Origin of the sequence: Streptomyces sp. NPDC001549, from assembly GCF_042894025.1 — a bacterium.
In the GTDB taxonomy this organism is placed as follows: Bacteria; Actinomycetota; Actinomycetes; order Streptomycetales; family Streptomycetaceae; genus Streptomyces; species Streptomyces kutzneri.
This window is the reverse complement of sequence record NZ_JBIAVJ010000019.1, coordinates 1-19,094: the sequence shown is the minus strand read 5'-3', so window position 1 is coordinate 19,094 and position 19,094 is coordinate 1. Positions and strand designations below refer to the sequence as shown.

Sequence of the window (19,094 nt, the reverse complement as noted above, 5' to 3'; positions counted from 1 at the left end):
GATGACCCAGACGTACGCGCCCCGGCGGACCCTCCTGGCCGCCGCCTTCGCCCTCACCCTGGCCTCGGGCGGCACGGGCACGGCCGCCGCCGCGGCCCCAGCCGCCGCCCCCCAGCCCCCGTACGCGCAACTCCCGTACGGGCTGAGCCTCGACGGCGCGGGGGAGTGCACCTTCCCGATGAAGAAGCAGATCGAGGACCGGCCCTGGGCCCTGCAGCGGCTGCTGCTCGACGAGCTCTGGGCGCAGACCAAGGGCAAGGACAAGAGCGGCAACAGCGTCCGCGTCGCGGTCATCGACACCGGCGTGGACCGGGCGAACCCGCAGCTCAGCGCAGCCATCGACACCGGAGCCGGCAAGGACTTCGTCGACCCCAAGGGCGGCGACGGCACGGTCGACACCATCGGCCACGGCACCAAGGTCGCCGGGCTGATCGCGGCCCGCCCCCAGCAGGGCACCGGCTTCGTCGGCCTGGCCCCGGAGTCCACGATCATCCCGATCCGGCAGAACGACGGGCAGGGCAAGGGCAACGCCGCGAACCTGAGCCAGGCCATCGACCACGCGGTGGCCAAGGGCGCCCAAGTGATCAACATCTCCCAGGACACCGACGCGCAGCTGTCCGCCGACTCCGATCTCGGCAAGTCGGTCCAGAAGGCCATAGCCGCCAACGTCGTGGTGGTGGCCTCGGCGGGCAACGACGGCATGAGCGGCCAGAAGCGCAAGACCTACCCGGCGGCCTTCCCCGGCGTGCTCGCGGTGGGAGCCTCGGACCGCAACAACGAGCGGGCCGGGTTCTCCCAGCCCGGCGACTTCATCGGGGTGGCGGCGCCCGGGGTCGACATGGTCTCCACCGTCCCCGGCTTCGGCCAGTGCATCGACAACGGCACCAGTTTCTCCGCGCCGTACGTCGCCGGCGTCGCCGCCCTGCTGCGCGCCAAGCATGCGGACTGGTCCGCGCAGCAGATCGTCTGGCAGATCCAGAACACCGCCGAACGCGCGGTCAACGGCCGTGACGACTACGTGGGTTGGGGCGTCGTCGACCCGGTGCGCGCGCTCTCCCACGACCAGCAGGCCCCCAAGGCCCCGGTCCCCGACCCCGGCCCGCCCCCGGCCACGGCCCCGGAGGCGGCGCCGCTGCGACTCACCGAGACGGCCCAGGAGCGCGAGGAGCGGTTCGGCACGTACGCTCTCGGCATCGGCGCGGTCCTGATCGCCGTCATCGCCGGTACCGCGACGGTCGTCCGGGACGCCCGCAACCGCAGGCGCCGTTTGCAGTGAACGGTCACAGTTCATCTACGGAAGCGCCCTACTGGTGTTGGGGCTGTCAGATGAACTGGCTAGAGTGACACCAGGCTTCACGAGTGTGATCGGGGGATCGCGTGAAGCGGAGGGGGAACACCCGGGCGCGTGGCTCACAACCGCGCCGGGCACGTCCGCTCCGCTGCGCAATCCGCCGGTGCTGCCGGCGAATTGAGAAGTGAGGAGCTTCGATGAGCACGAACACCTTCGGACTTGCAGACGATCCGGTCGTCAAGGCGAAGAACAAGATCGAGGAGACGGCCAGCGCCGTCACCAAGCAGGCCCGCGAGCTCGCTGACATCCTCGCCACCGTGAGCGCCGGCTGGACCGGTGTGGGTGCCTCGGCGTTCAGTGCCGCGCAGAGCCTGGTCAACGAAGACCACGATGAGATCCGCCGCCTGCTCAGGGTCCTGCACAACGCGGTGGCGCAGACCAAGAACCTCAGCAACGCGCAGGACGACGAGGTGCGTGCGGCGTTCAACGCCATCAAGTCGAGCAGTGGCGCGGGCAACAACTCCGGCCTCAACAGCGTCTGACGCAGGCGTCGTTCACCAGTCACCGCAGCGCAGCGAGAAGGAGAAGAACATGACTGCTGACGGGCACACCAAGGTCAAGTATGAGACGGTCCAGCAGATGGCGGACCGCATCCGGGCCGTTTCCTCGAACATCGTCCTGGACCTGAAGGAGATGGAGTCGGCCCTGAAGGTCGTCACCGACACCTGGGACGGTGATGCGCACGCCGAGTACGTCAACCTCCAGACGAAGTACAAGAGCAAGGCCGACCACATGAAGCAGAAGCTGGAGGAGGTCGCCCGCCTCATCGAGCAGGGCAAGGGCGACTACCGCGCCACCGACGTGAAGGCCTCGCGCCTGTTCACCGAGGCCTTCTGAGCCCGGTAGCACGCTGCTTCAGATCCGCACGCGCCGAAGGGGCGCGCCCGCACCGGGCGCGCCCCTTCGGCGCGTTCCAGACCCCTCAGGGGTGCTGGCGGTCCAGGTCGAACTCACCGTCCCTGGCCCCGAGTACGAAGGCCTCCCACTCGGCGGCCGTGTAACGCAGCACCGTCTCCCGGTCCAGCGAGGACCGCATGGCGACCGCCCCTTCGGGAAGCCGGGCGATCTCGACCCGCTCCTCGTCCGGGCTGGTCCCGGGCGGCCCCTCCCACTCCACACCGCTGATGTCGAGCGCGTACAGCTCGTCCTTCTCCTGCTGGGTGCCCATGGGCGGCCTTTCCCTCGGTGGCGCGTTCTTCACCGCCGATTATCGGGGCTGCGCCACCGGCCGGGACAGGTTTCCACCGATGCCCCGATGTGCCGATGTGCCGATCCCCCGGCGACCGGCGTCGCAGCCGGCCACCGGGGGATCCGCTCACATGCCGCCCGGCATCCGGCCGAGCTGGACCAGCGACGTCCCCCGCTTGCGCGAGGCGAAGAGCGCCCGGCCCGGCGGCATCGGACGCGGCCGCACCGTGCCCACCAGATCGCCCTCGGACGGGTCGCCGGACAGGACCAGGCCCTGCGCGCCCAGCTCCTTGATCCGCTGCATGAACGGCTCGTACATCGAACGCGAGGCACCCGCCGAGTTGCGCGCGATGATGAAGCGGACACCCGTGTCACGGGCGAAGGGCAGGAACTCCACCAGCTGCGCCAGCGGATTGCCCTGGCTCGTGGCGACCAGGTCGAAGTCGTCGATGAAGATGAACACGTCCGGGCCCGTCCACCAGCTGCGGTCGCGCAGCTGCTGCGGAGTGACGTCGGTCGGCGGCTGCCTCCGCGAGAACACCCCGCCCAGCGCCTCCATGTGCATCTGCAGGGAGCTCGCCATCGGCGCGTACTCCAGCAGGTGCTCCTCAGGCAGTGCACCGAGCAGGCCGCGCCGGTAGTCGCCGACGACCAGACGCGCCTGGTCCGGCGTGTAGCGCTCGGAGATCTGCTTGGCGATGAGCCGCAGCAGGTTCGTCTTGCCCGACTCGCTCTCGCCGAAGACCAGGAGGAAGGGGTCGGTCTCGAAGTCGACGAACACCGGCTCCAGGTCGGTCTCGTCGATGCCGATCGCGATCCCGCGGCCGGGGTACTCCCCGCCCTTGGGCAGCTGGTCGGAGTGGAGCAGCCGCGGCAGCAGCCGTACACCGGGAGCCGCCTGACCCGCCCAGTTCTGCTTCACCGCGGCCACGAAGGAGGCCGTGGCCTCCGACAGGTCAGCGGCCTCGTGCGAGCCGTCGATCCGCGGCAGCGCGCCCAGGAAGTGCAGCTTCTCCGCGACCTGGCCGCGCCCGGGCATCCCCGTGGGGACGTTCGCCGCGACCTTGCGGTCGAACTCGGAGTCCATCGTGTCGCCGAGCCGCAGCTCCAGACGGCTGAGCATCTGGTCCTTGAGCGCGGCCCGCACCTCCATGTACCGCGCCGCGGTGATCACCACGTGGATGCCGTAGCCCAGACCGCGGGAGGCGATGTCCGTGACGACCTGCTCCAGGCCGTCGTACTCGCCCCGGAAGTTGCCCCAGCCGTCGACGATCAGGAACACGTCGCCCCACGGTTCCTGGGGCAGGTCACCGGCCGCCCGCCGGCGCCGGTAGGTGCCGATCGAGTCGATGTTGTTCGAGCGGAAGAACTCCTCGCGGCGGTTGAGGATGCCCCCCACCTCCGCGACCGTACGCCGGACCCGCTCCGGGTCCAGGCGCGAGGCGATCCCGCCCACGTGCGGCAGCTCGGCGACCGACGACAGGCTGCCACCGCCGAAGTCCAGCCCGTAGAACTGCACCTCGCGCGGGGTGTGGGTGAGCGCGAACGAGGCGATGAGCGTCCGCATCAGCGTCGACTTGCCCGACTGCGGACCGCCGACCACCATCATGTGGCCCGCCGCACCCGAGAAGTCCCGGTACAGCACCTCGCGCCGCTGCTCGAACGGCTTGTCGATGAGGCCGAGCGGGACGACGAGCCCGCCGGGCCGCGTGTACCCGTCCGCGTGCAGCCCGCGCTCCGGGCTCGGCGCCAGCGCCGGCAGCAGCTGGTCCAGCGGCGGCGCCTGGTCGAGCGGCGGCAGCCACACCTGGTGCGCCGGCACCCCCTGACCCTCCAGCCGGCTCACGATCACGTCCAGCACCGTGTCCGCCAGCGCGTCGTCCTCGCGTACGGACTGCGCCGCCAGGTACGCCGGGTCCGGGGCCGCGTACACCACCGGCACCGGGGCCGCCGTGAACAGAGCGGGCCGCCGCTCCACCGGGAACTGCCCCACCGACAGGTCCGGCCCGCCCGAACGGTAGGTGCCCGAGACGTAAGCCGCCTTGAAGCGGGTCATCTCGTCCGTACCGAACTTCAGATAGCCCGAACCGGGCACCGACGGCAGGTGATAGGCGTCCGGCACACCGAGCGCGGTCCGCGACTCCGACGCCGAGAAGGTCCGCAGACCGATCCGGTACGACAGATACGTGTCCAGACCGCGCAGCTTGCCCTCCTCCAGGCGCTGCGAGGCCAGCAGCAGGTGCACACCCAGCGAACGGCCGATGCGGCCGATCTGGATGAACATGTCGATGAAGTCCGGCTTCGCCGTCAGCAGCTCGCTGAACTCGTCGATGACCAGCACCAGCGAAGCCAGCGGCTCCAGCGGGGCACCCGCCGCGCGGGCCTTCTCGTAGTCGTGGATGTTCGCGTAGTTGCCCGCCGAACGCAGCAGCTCCTGACGGCGCTGCAGCTCACCGCGGATCGAGTCGCCCATGCGGTCCACGAGCGTGAGGTCGTCCGCCAGGTTGGTGATGACCGCTGCGACATGCGGCATCTGCCCCATGCCCGTGAAGGTCGCACCGCCCTTGAAGTCGGCGAGTACGAAGTTCAGGGTCTCCGAGGTGTGCGTGACGGCCAGGCCCAGCACCAGCGTGCGCAGCAGCTCCGACTTGCCGGAACCGGTCGCGCCCACGCACAGGCCGTGCGGACCCATGCCCTCCTGCGCGGCCTCCTTCAGGTCCAGCATGACCGGGGCGCCGCCCTCGCCGACACCGATCGGCACGCGCAGCCGCTCACCGGCCGACCTCGGCCGCCAGGTCCGCGCGACGTCGACCGCGGCCGCGTCGCCCAGGTTCAGCAGGTCGGTGAAGTCCAGATTGGCCAGCAGCGGCTCGTCGTCGTCCCCGCCGCCGGTGCGCATCGGCGCCAGCTGCCGGGCCAGCGCCTCCGCCGCCGGCAGCGACAGCGTGTCCGGCACGCCCTCGTACGCGACCCCCGCGCCCGACTCCAGGCGCAGCCGGCCCGGCCGCACCACGACCGACAGCCCGCCGCGCGGCTCGTCCAGCTCGCCCGCGACCACCTCGACGATGGTGACGCCCTGCAGGCCCTCGGCCGCGGCGAACACCGAGTCCGGCGGCACCATGCCACCGTCCAGCACGACCACCAGGTGCGGTTGGTCCAGCACCGGGGACACCTCGCGGCTGAACCGCGGCCGGCCCTCCAGCCGGGAGGCCAGCAGCCCCTCCAGCTCGGCGAGGTCATCGCCGAACAGCCGCTTCGTACCGGCTCCGTCGACCTGACCCGGCACCTGCGTGTGCGGCAGCCACTTCGTCCAGTCCCACGAGGGCACCGCGCCCGGCGCGGCCACCACGGCCACCATCAGGTCCTCGGGGGAGTGCAGCGTCGCCAGCTGCGCCACCATCGCCCGCGCGGTACTGCGCGCGGACTCCGGCTCCCCGGACACCGTCACGTGGTAGAAGGCGCGGATCGACAGCGCCATCGGCAGCCCGTCCAGCGAGGAGTGCACCTTCAGGAACCGCTGCATCGCGCCCGCGGTCAGCGGCTCCAGCTCGTCCACCGGCGCGGTCTCCGGAGCCACCAGCGGGGTCGAAAGGCGCTGCGCGCCCAGCCCGACCCGGGCCTGCCCGAAGTCCTGGTCGCCCACCCGCCGCTCCCACAGCCGGGAGCCCTCCGCCACCACCGACCACAACTGCTCGGGGGCCGGGTGCAGATACAGCTGCGCGTCGCGCTGCGCCCGCGCGGTCTGGCGTACCTGACGACGTGTCTGCGCGAGATATTTGAGGTAGTCCCGGCGCACATCGGCCATTTGCCCCTGCGTACCGCGCCGGTGGCGCGCCAACTGGGCCACGACCATGGCCACCGTCGACGCCAGCATCAGCACACCCATGATGCGCATGAAGGGGGCCGCGCCCGGCATGAAGAAGAAGACGACGGAGGAGCCCATGCCGAGCATCGGCAGGAGCTGCATCAGCATGCCCTCCTGCTGCCCGCGCGGAAGTTCGGGCGGAGCTTCCAGCCGCAGCTCCTCTGCGGGAACCTCGGGCGGCAGGGACCGCGGCGGGCGTTTGACGACGATCTGGCTCACCGGAGCATCAATCCCTCGAAAACGGACGGGACGTCGCAACCGGCGCCCCCAAGTCCCGGGCGCGAAGGGGGTCTCCCCCACGCGACGGTGATCCTACTTGCCGACAGTCGGTCATAAGCCCGGTAGGGTGGCGCGCGCAGTATGCGCATCCGCGAATCGTCCGCCGGTGCGAGCGTCAACCAGGGGGGTCACACAGGTGAGTACGGCCGCAACGACGGGTTTCTGCAGGGTCACCGTCGTGGCCCCCGACAGTCGCATCGACGTCGCCCTCCCCGAGGACATCGCCGTCGCCGACGTCTATCCCGAGCTGCTGCGCCTCACCGGCCAGACCCAGCCGGTGGGCGCCCCGACCGGTTTCCACCTCGTACGCCGCTCCGGCGCCGTCCTCGACGGCGCCCGGACCCTCGCCGGCCAGCAGGTCCTCGACGGCGAGGTGCTGAGCCTGCGCCCCTTCGCCGAGTCCCTGCCGCCCGCCGTGTTCGACGACGTGTCCGACGCCGTCGCCTCCGCCGTCGTCCGCGACCGGCACCGCTGGAGCGACGACATGCTGCGCGGCGCGGGCCTGGCCGGCGCCGCCGTGCTGCTCGTCATGCTGGGCTTCGTCCTCTGGTACGCCGACCCGCTGCGCCACGACATGCACGGCCTGCCCGGGATCATCGCGGGCGCCGTCGGCATCCTGCTCACCGCCGTCGCCGGAGTGCGCGCCCGCGTCTACCGCGACCGCCTCTCCGCCGTCGCGCTCGGCCTCGGCGCCCTCCCGCAGCTGATGATCGCCGGCTCCGGGATCATCGCCCCGGCCGTCGGCCAGGGACCCGGGCGCCTCCAGTTCCTGCTCGGCTGCGTCTGCGCCCTGATCGCCTCGGTCGCCCTGGTCGCGCTCACCCCCAGCGGCGACGCCCCCTTCGTCGCGGCCACCTTCGTCGCCGCCACCGGAACCCTCGCCACCTTCGTGGCCATCGCCACCGAGGCCTCCGCCACCTACACCGCCGCCGTCTGCGCCCCCGTCGCCATCGGCCTCGTCGCCTTCCTCCCCGGCCTCTCGGCCCGCTTCGCCCGCCTGCCCATCGGCTACAGCGCCCCGCAGAGCGCCACGGACGAGTACACCGACTACGCGGAGACCCCGGACCGCTACGAGACCGAGCCGCGCGGTGAGCAGACCGGCTCCGACCAGCACGAGCCGGGCGCCGCCCCGCTCGACGCCGAGGCCATCGCCGCCCAGGCCCGCCGCGGCCACGAGATGCTGCTCGGCCTGGTCGGCGGCTGCGCCGCCGTCGCCGTCGGCGCCGCCGCCGTCCTCGGCTTCTCCGAGAACACCTGGGGCCGCCTGCTGGCGCTCGCCACCGGCCTCGCCATGCTGCTGCGCGCCCGCCTCTTCCGTTACACCTCCCAGGTGGTCTGCGCCCTGACCGCGGGCCTCGTCGCCATCGCGCTGCTGATCCTGGGCATGGCCCTGCACCCGCCGACCGACCTGCTCGAAGCCCTCCTGCGGGAGCACGACCGCAGCGGCCTGGACCTCCGTACGATCTGGCTGACCGCCGCCGTCGCCGCCGGCGCGGCCCTCCTCGCGGGAATTGCGCTTGTCATCCCCCGCAAGGGCCTGTCACCCTTCTGGGGAAGGCTGCTCGACCTCACCGAGGCGGCGGTCCTGCTCAGCCTCGTGCCCCTTACCCTGGCTGTGCTGGACGTTTACTCCCGGGCCCGCGCTCTCACCAGCTGAGACGTTGCGTCCCGGCAGCCTGGTACGCTGTGTGACGGCCGTTTGTGTACGCGTCCCCCGGATCCTCTCCCAAGGGTCTGTGGACTGCGCTCAGCGGACCCCGCCTCCCGAGTAACGGAAGCTCCCCAGAGACTCAGACCTGGGGCACTCGGTGGCAACGAAGACCTAAAACGAGGAGTACGCGTGCCGCTCGACGCCGCTACGAAGAAGCAGATCATCACCGAGTTCGGTGCCAAGGAGGGCGACACCGGCTCCCCCGAGGTCCAGGTTGCGATGCTCTCCCGCCGCATCTCGGACCTGACCGAGCACCTCAAGACGCACAAGCACGACCACCACTCCCGTCGTGGTCTGCTGATCCTGGTCGGCCAGCGTCGCCGCCTGCTGCAGTACCTGGCCAAGAAGGACATCCAGCGCTTCCGTACGCTGGTCGAGCGCCTCGGCATCCGCCGCGGTGCGGCCGGCGCCAAGTAAGACGCCGTGGAGGGAGCGGTTCCCACATCAGGGGGCCGCTCCCTTTGCTGTACGTGCGGACAGGACCGGACCCTTTGTAGTCTGGAACGGACGCACGTGCGCGTCTGAGGAAGACGCGCACCACTGAAGAGGAGGAGCGCCCTCCCACGCCGCCGGTCCTCGGTAGTGGCACCCGGAATGCCCCAGGGGGCAACGAACCGGATGCTTCGATCGAAGACCGGCCCGCACGCCAGGAGCGCTTCTCCGCAACCGTCCACCGCCACACGGGCGGCGGACGGAGACGACGAAAATGGAGAAAACGCTAGTGGAGAACGAGACCCACTACGCCGAGGCCGTCATTGACAACGGTTCCTTCGGCACCCGCACCATCCGCTTCGAGACGGGCCGTCTGGCCCGCCAGGCCGCCGGCTCCGCCGTTGCCTACCTGGACGACGACACCATGGTGCTGTCCGCCACCACCGCGTCGAAGAAGCCCAAGGACCAGCTCGACTTCTTCCCCCTGACGGTGGACGTCGAGGAGCGGCAGTACGCGGCCGGCAAGATCCCCGGCTCCTTCTTCCGCCGTGAGGGCCGCCCCTCCGAGGACGCGATCCTCACCTGCCGTCTGATCGACCGCCCGCTGCGCCCGTCCTTCAAGAAGGGCCTGCGCAACGAGATCCAGGTCGTCGCCACGATCATGGCGCTCAACCCCGACCACCTGTACGACGTCGTCGCGATCAACGCCGCGTCCGCGTCCACCCAGCTGGCCGGCCTGCCCTTCTCCGGCCCGATCGGCGGCGTCCGCGTCGCGCTGATCCGCGGCCAGTGGGTGGCCTTCCCGACGCACACCGAGCTCGAGGACGCCGTCTTCGACATGGTCGTCGCGGGCCGCGTCCTGGAGGACGGCGACGTCGCGATCATGATGGTCGAGGCCGAGGCCACCGAGAAGACCATCGCCCTCGTCAAGGGCGGCGCCGAGGCGCCGACCGAGGAGATCGTGGCCTCCGGCCTCGACGCCGCGAAGCCCTTCATCAAGGTCCTCTGCAAGGCCCAGGCCGACCTGGCCGCCAAGGCCGCCAAGCCCGAGGGCGAGTTCCCGGTCTTCCTGGACTACCAGGACGACGTGTACGAGGCCCTCGCGGCCGCCGTCAAGGGTGACCTCTCCCAGGCGCTGACCATCGCGGGCAAGCAGGACCGCGAGGCCGAGCTGGACCGCGTCAAGGAGATCGCCGCCGAGAAGCTCCTCCCGGCCTTCGAGGGCCGCGAGAAGGAGATCTCCGCCGCCTACCGCAGCCTGACCAAGGCTCTGGTCCGCGAGCGCGTCATCAAGGACAAGGTCCGCATCGACGGCCGCGGGCTCACGGACATCCGTACCCTCGCCGCCGAGGTCGAGGCCATCCCGCGCGTGCACGGCTCGGCGCTGTTCGAGCGTGGCGAGACCCAGATCCTGGGCGTCACCACCCTCAACATGCTCCGCATGGAGCAGCAGCTGGACACCCTCTCCCCGGTGACCCGCAAGCGCTACATGCACAACTACAACTTCCCGCCGTACTCCGTCGGTGAGACCGGCCGCGTCGGTTCGCCGAAGCGCCGCGAGATCGGCCACGGCGCGCTCGCCGAGCGCGCGATCGTGCCGGTCCTCCCGACCCGCGAGGAGTTCCCCTACGCGATCCGTCAGGTGTCCGAGGCCCTCGGCTCCAACGGTTCGACGTCCATGGGCTCGGTCTGCGCCTCCACCATGTCGCTGCTGAACGCCGGTGTGCCCCTCAAGGCCCCCGTCGCCGGTATCGCCATGGGTCTGATCTCCCAGGAGATCGACGGCAAGACCCACTACGTCGCCCTCACCGACATCCTCGGTGCGGAGGACGCCTTCGGCGACATGGACTTCAAGGTCGCCGGCACCAAGGAGTTCGTCACCGCGCTCCAGCTGGACACCAAGCTCGACGGCATCCCGGCCTCCGTCCTGGCCGCCGCCCTCAAGCAGGCCCGCGACGCCCGCCTCCACATCCTCGACGTGATGATGGAAGCGATCGACACGCCGGACGCGATGTCCCCGTTCGCCCCGCGGATCATCACCGTCAAGATCCCGGTGGACAAGATCGGTGAGGTCATCGGCCCCAAGGGCAAGATGATCAACCAGATCCAGGAGGACACCGGCGCCGAGATCACGATCGAGGACGACGGCACCATCTACATCGGTGCCTCCGACGGCCCGGCCGCCGAGGCCGCCCGCGCCACGATCAACTCGATCGCCAACCCGACCATGCCGGAGGTCGGCGAGCGCTACCTGGGTACGGTCGTCAAGACCACCACCTTCGGTGCCTTCGTCTCCCTGATGCCCGGCAAGGACGGCCTGCTGCACATCTCGCAGATCCGCAAGCTCGCCGGTGGCAAGCGCGTGGAGAACGTCGAGGACGTGCTCGCGGTCGGCACCAAGGTCCAGGTGGAGATCGCCGAGATCGACCAGCGCGGCAAGCTCTCCCTGATCCCCGTGATCGACGGCGAGGCCGCCGGTGACGACGCTGACAAGGACGACTCCGACAAGTGATGTCGCGTAGTTCCCGTGTGACGGCCCGCCCCTCTTCGGAGGGGCGGGCCGTCGCCCGTACCCAAACCCTCCTCAAGGGCAGCAACGGCATCGGCACCGTCCGGCGCACGGTCCTGCCCGGCGGACTGCGCATCGTCACCGAGACGCTGCCCTCCGTCCGCTCCGCCACCTTCGGCATCTGGGCGCACGTCGGCTCCCGTGACGAGACGCCCACGCTGAACGGCGCCACGCACTACCTGGAGCACCTCCTCTTCAAGGGCACCCACCAGCGCAGCGCCCTCGACATCTCCTCCGCGATCGACGCGGTCGGCGGCGAGATGAACGCCTTCACAGCGAAGGAGTACACCTGCTACTACGCCCGGGTGCTCGACACCGACCTGCCGCTGGCCATCGACGTGGTCTGCGACATGCTCACCGGCTCGCTGATCCGCGAGGAGGACGTCGACGCCGAGCGCGGCGTCATCCTCGAAGAGATCGCGATGACCGAGGACGACCCGGGCGACATGGTGCACGACCTGTTCGCGCAGACAATGTACGGGGACACCCCCCTGGGGCGTCCCGTCCTCGGCACCGTCGACACGATCAACGCGCTCGGCGCCGACCGGATCCGCCGCTTCTACAAGAAGCACTACGACCCGACGCACCTGGTCGTGGCCGCCGCCGGCAACGTCGACCACAACAAGGTCGTACGCCAGGTCCGCGCCGCCTTCGAGAAGGCCGGCGCGCTGACCCGCGCCGACGCCGAGCCGATCGGCCCGCGCACCGGCAGCAAGCGCATCCGCACCGCCGGCCGCGTCGACCTGGTGAACCGCAGGACCGAGCAGGCCCACGTGGTCCTCGGCATGCCCGGCCTCGCCCGTACCGACGAGCGCCGCTGGGCGCTGGGCGTGCTGAACACCGCCCTCGGCGGCGGCATGTCCTCGCGCCTCTTCCAGGAGGTCCGGGAGAAGCGCGGCCTCGCCTACAGCGTGTACTCGTACACCTCGGGCTTCGCCGACACCGGCCTCTTCGGCGTGTACGCGGGCTGCCGGCCCAACCAGGTGCACGACGTGCTCCGGATCTGCCGCGACGAGCTCGACAAGGTCGCGACCGAAGGACTGGCCGACGACGAGATCAAGCGGGCCATCGGCCAGCTCTCCGGATCCACCGTCCTCGGCCTGGAGGACACCGGCGCGATCATGAACCGCATCGGCAAGAGCGAGCTGTGCTGGGGCGACCAGATGTCGGTCGACGACATGCTGGCCCGGATCGCCGCCGTGACCCCGGACGACGTCCGCTCGGTCGCACAGGATGTACTGGCCCAGCGGCCCTCGCTCGCGGTGATCGGCCCGCTGAAGGAGAAGCAGGCCGCCCGTCTCGACGAAGCGGTCGCCTAGTTCCGTACGTGAGTAAGGAAGCAAAATGAGCAAGCTGCGCGTGGCAGTCCTCGGCGCCAAGGGCCGCATCGGCGCCGAGGCCGTCAAGGCGGTCGAGGCCGCCGACGACATGGAACTGGTGGCCGCCCTCGGCCGCGGCGACAAGCTGGAGACGCTGGCCGACGCCGGCGCCCAGGTCGCGGTCGAGCTGACCACCCCGGCATCGGTGATGGGGAACCTGGACTTCCTCATCCGTCACGGCATCCACGGAGTGGTCGGCACCACCGGCTGGACCGAGGACCGCCTCGCGCAGCTGGGCACCTGGCTCGACGGTTCGCCGGGGACCGGTGTGCTCATCGCCCCGAACTTCTCCATCGGCGCCGTCCTCACCATGAAGTTCGCCGCCCAGGCCGCCCGCTACTTCGAGTCCGTCGAGGTCGTCGAGCTGCACCACCCGAACAAGGTCGACGCCCCCTCCGGCACGGCGACCCGTACGGCGCAGCTCATCGCGGCCGCCCGCGCCGAGGCCGGCCTCGGAGCCCAGCCCGACGCCACCGCCACCGCCCTCGACGGCGCGCGCGGCGCGGACGTCGACGGCGTCCCGGTGCACGCCGTCCGCCTGCGCGGCCTGCTGGCCCACCAGGAGGTGCTCCTCGGCGGCGAGGGCGAGACCCTGACCATCCGTCACGATTCCCTGCACCACAGCAGCTTCATGCCGGGCATCCTGCTCGGTGTGCGCCGAGTGGCGCAGACCCCGGGCCTCACCTTCGGCCTGGAACACTTCCTCGACCTGGGCTGACCGGACTGATTTGACGATGCGCGCGAAGATCACGTACTTCCTCACGGCCGCCGTCCTGGTGGTCTACTTCGTCCTGGTCGGCAGCCGGGGCCTGATGCTGATCCAGCACGGAACCCTGCTCACGGTCACCTTCGGGGTGGCCGTGCTGATCCTGCCGGTCATCGGTGTCTGGTTCCTCTGGCAGAACACCCGGTTCGTCACGCGGGCCAACCTCCTCGCGACCGAGCTGGAGGCCGAGGGCGGGCTGCCCGTCGACGAGCTGGAGCGGGACACGTACGGGCGGATCCTGCGGGACTCCGCCGACGAGGTCTTCGCGCGCCGCAAGGCCGAGACCGAGGACGCGCCGGGGGACTGGCGCAGCTGGTTCCGGCTCGCCGTCGCCTACCACGACGCCCGGGACACCCCGCGGGCGCGCAAGGCGATGCAGCGGGCGATCGCCCTGCACGACAAGAAGCCCGTACAGGTCTGATCCCTGTACGGGCTTCCCGGGGGCGGTTCAGGCCGGTCAGGCGGCCACGGGCCGGTACTCGTCGGCCCAGGCACCCACCGTGTCGGCAGCCCGGTCGAAGGCCTCGGTCCGCGACAGGAAGTCGGCGTTGTGGTCGGTCAGCAGCACCGGCGCCTCCGCTCCGCCCTGCGCGGACATCGTCAGCGCCTGCCCCTGTACGGTCCTCGGCAGCCCGAGCCAGCGCACCGGCTGCTGCACCGTACGGAGCTCGCCGATCTCGCTCCACGCGGTGGTGCGGGTCACGAAGAACCCCACCCGGCGCAGCCCCGCGGGGCTCACCCACACGCCGACACGCAGGGTCTGCACCGCCGACCCGACGACCGCGAGGGCGGCGATCAGGCAGACGAGGGCTCCGCCCCAGCCGCCCGCGAAGGCGACGATCATCGTGGCCAGCAGCATGAAGGCCGACAGCAGGAGCAGCAGCGCGCCGATGCCCACGCGCCAGGGGCCGGGCCGGTAGGGCCGCCGCCAGCGGTCCTGGTCGGCATGGGCCAGGATCTCGTCGCCGTCGCCGTCGTCATCCACATCGGATACGCCGTCGGCCGTCAGGAAGGGCAGGGGCACGGCTGGACCTCACTCACATGCACGTTCGGTTGGGCTGTGCCCGTGAGGCTACCGTCCCTGGGACGCCTCCGACTGCTGCGACTTCTCCGGCGCCTTGCTCGGCTGCAGTGCGGGCATACCGAGGAGCAGCGAGCCGGCGAGCCCCGCAACCACGGTCAGTCCGACCAGAGTACGGGCGACCAACTGGGTCCTGCCCAGACGCTCGCGCGGCGGCGGAGTGACGTTGCTTCGGAAACGGTCGGCCTCGGAGGCGAAGGCGAACGGGACGGGTTCGCGCCGTAGGAACATCAGAGTGAATCTCCTCGGGGTGGAGGGGGGTGCGTTCTCCTAGGTAGGACGTACGGGCCCGTCAATCGGTGCCGGATTTCGGGACATTAGGAAAAATTCATGGCGGTGCGTCAGCTGTACGATGCCCCGCGCGGCCCCTGCCCGGACCCCGCGCGCCGCGTGCGTCTGCGCAGGCCGTGCGAGGGGCGCCGTAGAGTGGGCGCGCCCCAGGACGCACGTTTGGAAGGACCCCCGGTGAGCGAAACCGCCGCTTCAGATCTGAAACCCAGCTTCCGCAGTGACGTGACGGTGGAGCTGGTGAAGCACTCCGCTGCCGACTCCGACGTACTGTGGGCCGCTCGCGTCTCCACGGCCGGCGAGCAGTCGCTGGAGGAGCTGCAGAAGGACCCGGAGCGCTCCAAGGGCCTCATCAACTACCTGATGCGCGACCGCCACGGCAGCCCGTTCGAGCACAACTCCATGACCTTCTTCATCAGCGCCCCGATCTTCGTCTTCCGCGAGTTCATGCGCCACCGCGTGGGCTGGTCCTACAACGAGGAATCGGGCCGCTACAGGGAGCTGGAGCCCGTCTTCTACGTCCCGGACGCCGAGCGCAAGCTCGTCCAGGAGGGCCGCCCGGGCAAGTACGTCTTCGTCGAGGGCACCCAGGCGCAGCAGGAACTGACCGGCCGCGTCATGGAGGACTCCTACGTGCAGGCCTACGAGGCCTACCGCGAGATGCTCGCGGCAGGCGTGGCCCGGGAGGTTGCCCGTTCGGTCCTGCCGGTCGGTCTTTTCTCCTCGATGTACGCCACCTGCAACGCGCGCTCGCTGATGCACTTCCTCGGCCTGCGTACGCAGCACGAGCTCGCGGCGGTCCCGTCCTTCCCGCAGCGGGAGATCGAGATGGTCGGCGAGAAGATGGAGCAGCACTGGGCGAAGCTCATGCCGCTGACGTACGCGGCCTACAACGGCAACGGTCGCGTTGCCCCGTAAGGGCCGGTACACCTGTGGCGTACAGATATGCGACGTCAAGTCCTAAGTGTCCGTATTGCGGCGTTTCGTAAAGTTCATCTAGGCTGATCAAACGGACCCGGCACTGCTTGAACCCCCGAGCAGGCAGTGCCGGCGTCCAACACCCCGTTGACGTCCCCCGAGGGGACACCGCGAGCATGGCAGCGAGTAGCGTGTTACCCATGGCTCCGATCTCGACTCCGCAGACCCCCTTCGGGCGGGTCCTCACCGCCATGATCACGCCGTTTACGGCGGATGGCGTACTCGACCTCGACGGCGCGCAGCGTCTCGCCGTCCACCTGGTGGACGCAGGCAACGACGGCCTGATCATCAACGGCACCACCGGTGAGTCGCCGACCACCACCGACGCGGAGAAAAACGACCTCGTACGAGCCGTACTCGAAGCCGTCGGAGACCGGGCCCACGTGGTCGCCGGCATCGGCACCAACGACACCCGCCACACCCTCGAGCTGGCCCGCCAGGCCGAGCGCACCGGCGCACACGGCCTGCTCGCCGTCACCCCGTACTACAGCAAGCCGCCGCAGGAAGGCCTCTTCCGGCACTTCACGGCGATCGCCGACGCCACCGGGCTGCCGGTCATGCTCTACGACATCCCCGGCCGCAGCGGTGTCCCGATCGACACCGAAACCCTGGTCCGGCTGGCCGAACACCCCCGTATCGTTGCCAACAAGGACGCCAAGGGCGACCTCGGCCGTGCAAGCTGGGCCATCGCGCAGAGCGGCCTGGCCTGGTACTCGGGCGACGACATGCTGAACCTGCCGCTCCTGTCGATCGGCGCGGCCGGATTCGTCTCCGTGGTCAGCCACGTGGTCACCCCCGAGCTGCGCGCCATGCTGGAGGCCTATCTGGGCGGGGACGTCCAGAAGGCGACCGAGATCCACCAGAAGCTGCTCCCGATCTTCACCGGCATGTTCCGTACCCAGGGTGTGATGACCACCAAGGGCGCGCTGAACCTGCAGGGCCTGCCCGCGGGCCCGCTGCGGCTCCCGCTGATCGAGCTGACCGCCGAAGAGACGGCCCAGCTCAAGATCGATCTTGCCGCCGGCGGGGTACAGCTCTGACAACAGACTTCACAACTGAATAAGAACGAACAAACAAATACGGAACTGACAACAGCAAGTGCACGAATGACATGCGCGCCACGTGCCTTCCGGGGTACGTGGCGTGCGTGGTGAGGAGACACTTTTGAGCCATCCGCATCCGGAACTCGGTCCGCCGCCGAAGCTGCCCAAGGGCGGCCTCAGGGTCACCCCCCTGGGTGGCCTCGGCGAGATCGGCCGCAACATGACCGTCTTCGAGTACGACGGCCGTCTGCTGATCGTCGACTGCGGCGTCCTCTTCCCCGAGGAGGAGCAGCCGGGCATCGACCTGATCCTGCCGGACTTCTCGTCCATCCGGGACCGCCTCGACGACATCGACGGCATCGTCCTCACGCACGGCCACGAGGACCACATCGGCGCCGTCCCCTACCTCCTCCGGGAGAAGGCGGACATCCCTCTGATCGGCTCCAAACTGACGCTGGCCCTCATCGAGGCGAAGCTCCAGGAGCACCGCATCCGCCCCTACACCCTTGAGGTGAAGGAGGGCGAGCGCGAGGCCCTCGGCCCGTTCGACTGCGAGTTCATCGCGGTCAACCACTCCATCCCGGACGCCCTGGCCGTGGCCATCCGCACCGGCGCCGGCCTGGTCGTGGCCACCGGCGACTTCAAGATGGACCAGCTCCCGCTGGACAACCGCCTCACCGACCTGCACGCCTTCGCACGTCTGAGCGAAGAGGGCATCGACCTCCTTCTCTCCGACTCCACGAACGCCGAGGTCCCGGGCTTCGTCCCGCCCGAGCGCGACATCTCCAACGCCATCCGCGGGGTCTTCGCGAGTGCCCAGAAGCGGATCATCGTGGCGTCCTTCGCCAGCCACGTGCACCGCATCCAGCAGATCCTCGACGCCGCCCACGAATTCGACCGCAGGGTCGCCTTCGTCGGCCGCTCGATGGTCCGCAACATGGGCATCGCCCGTGACCTGGGCTACCTGAAGGTCCCGGCCGGTCTCGTCGTCGACGTCAAGACCCTCGACGACCTGCCGGACGACGAGGTCGTGCTGGTCTGTACGGGTTCCCAGGGCGAGCCGATGGCGGCCCTGTCCCGCATGGCCAACCGTGACCACCAGATCCGGATCGTCCCCGGCGACACCGTGATCCTGGCGTCGTCCCTGATCCCGGGCAACGAGAACGCGGTCTACCGCGTGATCAACGGCCTGACCCGCTGGGGCGCCAACGTCGTGCACAAGGGCAACGCCAAGGTGCACGTCTCGGGCCACGCCTCGGCCGGCGAGCTGCTGTACTTCTACAACATCTGCAAGCCGCGGAACCTGATGCCGGTCCACGGTGAATGGCGCCACCTGCGTGCCAACGCCGAGCTCGGTGCCATGACGGGTGTCCCGAAGGACCGCATCGTCATCGCCGAGGACGGCGTGGTCGTCGACCTGATCGACGGCAAGGCCCGGATCTCCGGCAAGGTCCAGGCCGGCTACGTGTACGTGGACGGCCTCTCGGTCGGCGACGTCACGGAGGTCCACCTGAAGGACCGCAAGATCCTCGGCGACGAGGGCATCATCTCGGTCTACGTCGTGGTGGACAGCAGCACCGGCAAGATCGTCAGCGGCCCGAACATCCAGGCCCGCGGCTCCGGCATCGACGACTCGGCCTTCTCCTCGGTCATCCCGAAGATCGAGGAGGCCATCGCCCGCGCCGCGGCCGACGGCGTCGCCGAGCCGCACCAGATCCAGCAGCTCATCCGCCGCACGATGGGCAAGTGGGTCTCGGACGGCTACCGCCGCCGCCCGATGATCCTGCCGGTCGTCGTCGAGGTCTGACCCTCGCCGTAGCGACCGAACGGGAGCGGGGCAACCGGATTTGCATCCGGGGGCCCCGCTCCAGTACGTTTACGTCTCCACCTCGCACGGCACCCCGGCACACACGTGTGTCCGGACGCGTCATGCGGGCGGGTGGGAATACAAGACCCAGGGAGACCTGATAAAGTCTGATCCGCCCGAAAGGGAAAGGCCTCTCCAAGGCCACCAATTCAAATCCCAGCCGGAAACGGTGCGGAAATGTTCTGGTAAGGTTGGAGCCGCTGGAAAGGGAAAGCGCGAAAGCGAATAACCTGGAAAGCACCGAGGAAGTCGGACACGAAAGAGTCTGATAGAGTCGGAAACGCAAGAACAGAACGA

At 69.8% G+C, this 19,094-nt stretch carries 16 protein-coding genes; 12 read left to right on the top strand and 4 right to left on the bottom strand.

What is annotated here, in order from left to right; genetic code table 11:
• Position 1: 1 nt before the first annotated feature.
• The 3 genes from mycP to ACFY04_RS27385 all read left to right on the top strand — a co-directional run bounded on the left by mycP (position 2) and on the right by ACFY04_RS27385 (position 2,188).
• Positions 2–1,276 (top strand): type VII secretion-associated serine protease mycosin, encoded by a 1,275-nt coding sequence (gene mycP / locus ACFY04_RS27395; protein WP_389120546.1) that lies wholly within the window; start codon positions 2–4, stop codon positions 1,274–1,276.
• A 212-nt stretch (positions 1,277–1,488) separates the two neighbouring features.
• Complete coding sequence (locus tag ACFY04_RS27390; RefSeq protein WP_389120544.1) at positions 1,489–1,833, top strand: WXG100 family type VII secretion target; 345 nt, start codon at positions 1,489–1,491, stop codon at positions 1,831–1,833.
• A 49-nt stretch (positions 1,834–1,882) separates the two neighbouring features.
• Entirely contained in the window at positions 1,883–2,188 is a 306-nt protein-coding gene (locus ACFY04_RS27385) for a WXG100 family type VII secretion target (protein WP_389120542.1), read from the top strand.
• Between the two features lie 85 nt (positions 2,189–2,273).
• Here ACFY04_RS27385 and ACFY04_RS27380 read toward each other — a convergent pair whose 3' ends face one another.
• Together ACFY04_RS27380 and eccCa are read right to left on the bottom strand one after the other, a co-directional pair.
• Complete coding sequence (locus tag ACFY04_RS27380; protein WP_373043642.1) at positions 2,274–2,519, bottom strand: DUF397 domain-containing protein; 246 nt, start codon at positions 2,517–2,519, stop codon at positions 2,274–2,276.
• A gap of 147 nt (positions 2,520–2,666) precedes the next feature.
• Complete coding sequence (gene eccCa / locus ACFY04_RS27375) at positions 2,667–6,623, bottom strand: type VII secretion protein EccCa (RefSeq protein WP_389120540.1); 3,957 nt, start codon at positions 6,621–6,623, stop codon at positions 2,667–2,669.
• 196 nt (positions 6,624–6,819) lie between these two features.
• Between eccCa and eccD the strand changes: the two genes are divergently transcribed.
• From eccD to ACFY04_RS27345, 6 genes are all read left to right on the top strand, one after another.
• Positions 6,820–8,340: a type VII secretion integral membrane protein EccD gene (eccD, locus tag ACFY04_RS27370; protein WP_389120538.1), complete on the top strand. Its 1,521-nt coding sequence runs from the start codon at positions 6,820–6,822 to the stop codon at positions 8,338–8,340.
• A 183-nt stretch (positions 8,341–8,523) separates the two neighbouring features.
• Positions 8,524–8,811, top strand: a complete 288-nt coding sequence (gene rpsO / locus ACFY04_RS27365) for a 30S ribosomal protein S15 (RefSeq protein WP_030011220.1) — start codon at positions 8,524–8,526, stop codon at positions 8,809–8,811.
• Between the two features lie 304 nt (positions 8,812–9,115).
• Positions 9,116–11,338, top strand: a complete 2,223-nt coding sequence (locus ACFY04_RS27360) for a polyribonucleotide nucleotidyltransferase (protein ID WP_030386318.1) — start codon at positions 9,116–9,118, stop codon at positions 11,336–11,338.
• Positions 11,335–12,714 carry a M16 family metallopeptidase gene (locus tag ACFY04_RS27355; protein WP_389120537.1) on the top strand — a complete coding sequence of 460 codons (1,380 nt, stop codon included), beginning with the start codon at positions 11,335–11,337 and terminating at the stop codon, positions 12,712–12,714. Before ACFY04_RS27360 ends, ACFY04_RS27355 begins: the two co-directional genes overlap by 4 nt.
• Positions 12,715–12,739: 25 nt before the next feature.
• Complete coding sequence (dapB, locus tag ACFY04_RS27350) at positions 12,740–13,492, top strand: 4-hydroxy-tetrahydrodipicolinate reductase (protein ID WP_389120535.1); 753 nt, start codon at positions 12,740–12,742, stop codon at positions 13,490–13,492.
• A 16-nt stretch (positions 13,493–13,508) separates the two neighbouring features.
• Complete coding sequence (locus ACFY04_RS27345) at positions 13,509–13,961, top strand: hypothetical protein (protein WP_314244508.1); 453 nt, start codon at positions 13,509–13,511, stop codon at positions 13,959–13,961.
• A gap of 36 nt (positions 13,962–13,997) precedes the next feature.
• On the opposite strand, the gene ACFY04_RS27340 is transcribed toward ACFY04_RS27345, so the two are convergent.
• The gene (locus ACFY04_RS27340) at positions 13,998–14,564 is read right to left on the bottom strand and encodes a hypothetical protein (protein WP_301366052.1); all 567 of its coding nucleotides are present in this window, start codon (positions 14,562–14,564) and stop codon (positions 13,998–14,000) included.
• A gap of 48 nt (positions 14,565–14,612) precedes the next feature.
• Complete coding sequence (locus ACFY04_RS27335) at positions 14,613–14,852, bottom strand: hypothetical protein (protein ID WP_389120533.1); 240 nt, start codon at positions 14,850–14,852, stop codon at positions 14,613–14,615.
• A 234-nt stretch (positions 14,853–15,086) separates the two neighbouring features.
• Between ACFY04_RS27335 and thyX the strand changes: the two genes are divergently transcribed.
• The 3 genes from thyX to ACFY04_RS27320 all read left to right on the top strand — a co-directional run bounded on the left by thyX (position 15,087) and on the right by ACFY04_RS27320 (position 18,737).
• Positions 15,087–15,827 carry an FAD-dependent thymidylate synthase gene (gene thyX / locus ACFY04_RS27330; RefSeq protein ID WP_030011069.1) on the top strand — a complete coding sequence of 247 codons (741 nt, stop codon included), beginning with the start codon at positions 15,087–15,089 and terminating at the stop codon, positions 15,825–15,827.
• 200 nt (positions 15,828–16,027) lie between these two features.
• A complete protein-coding gene (gene dapA / locus ACFY04_RS27325) occupies positions 16,028–16,927 on the top strand; it encodes a 4-hydroxy-tetrahydrodipicolinate synthase (RefSeq protein WP_314244513.1) in 900 nt (299 codons plus the stop codon).
• Between the two features lie 124 nt (positions 16,928–17,051).
• Positions 17,052–18,737, top strand: coding sequence for a ribonuclease J (locus tag ACFY04_RS27320; RefSeq protein ID WP_266379024.1), 1,686 nt, complete (start codon positions 17,052–17,054; stop codon positions 18,735–18,737).
• Positions 18,738–19,094 lie beyond the last annotated feature (357 nt).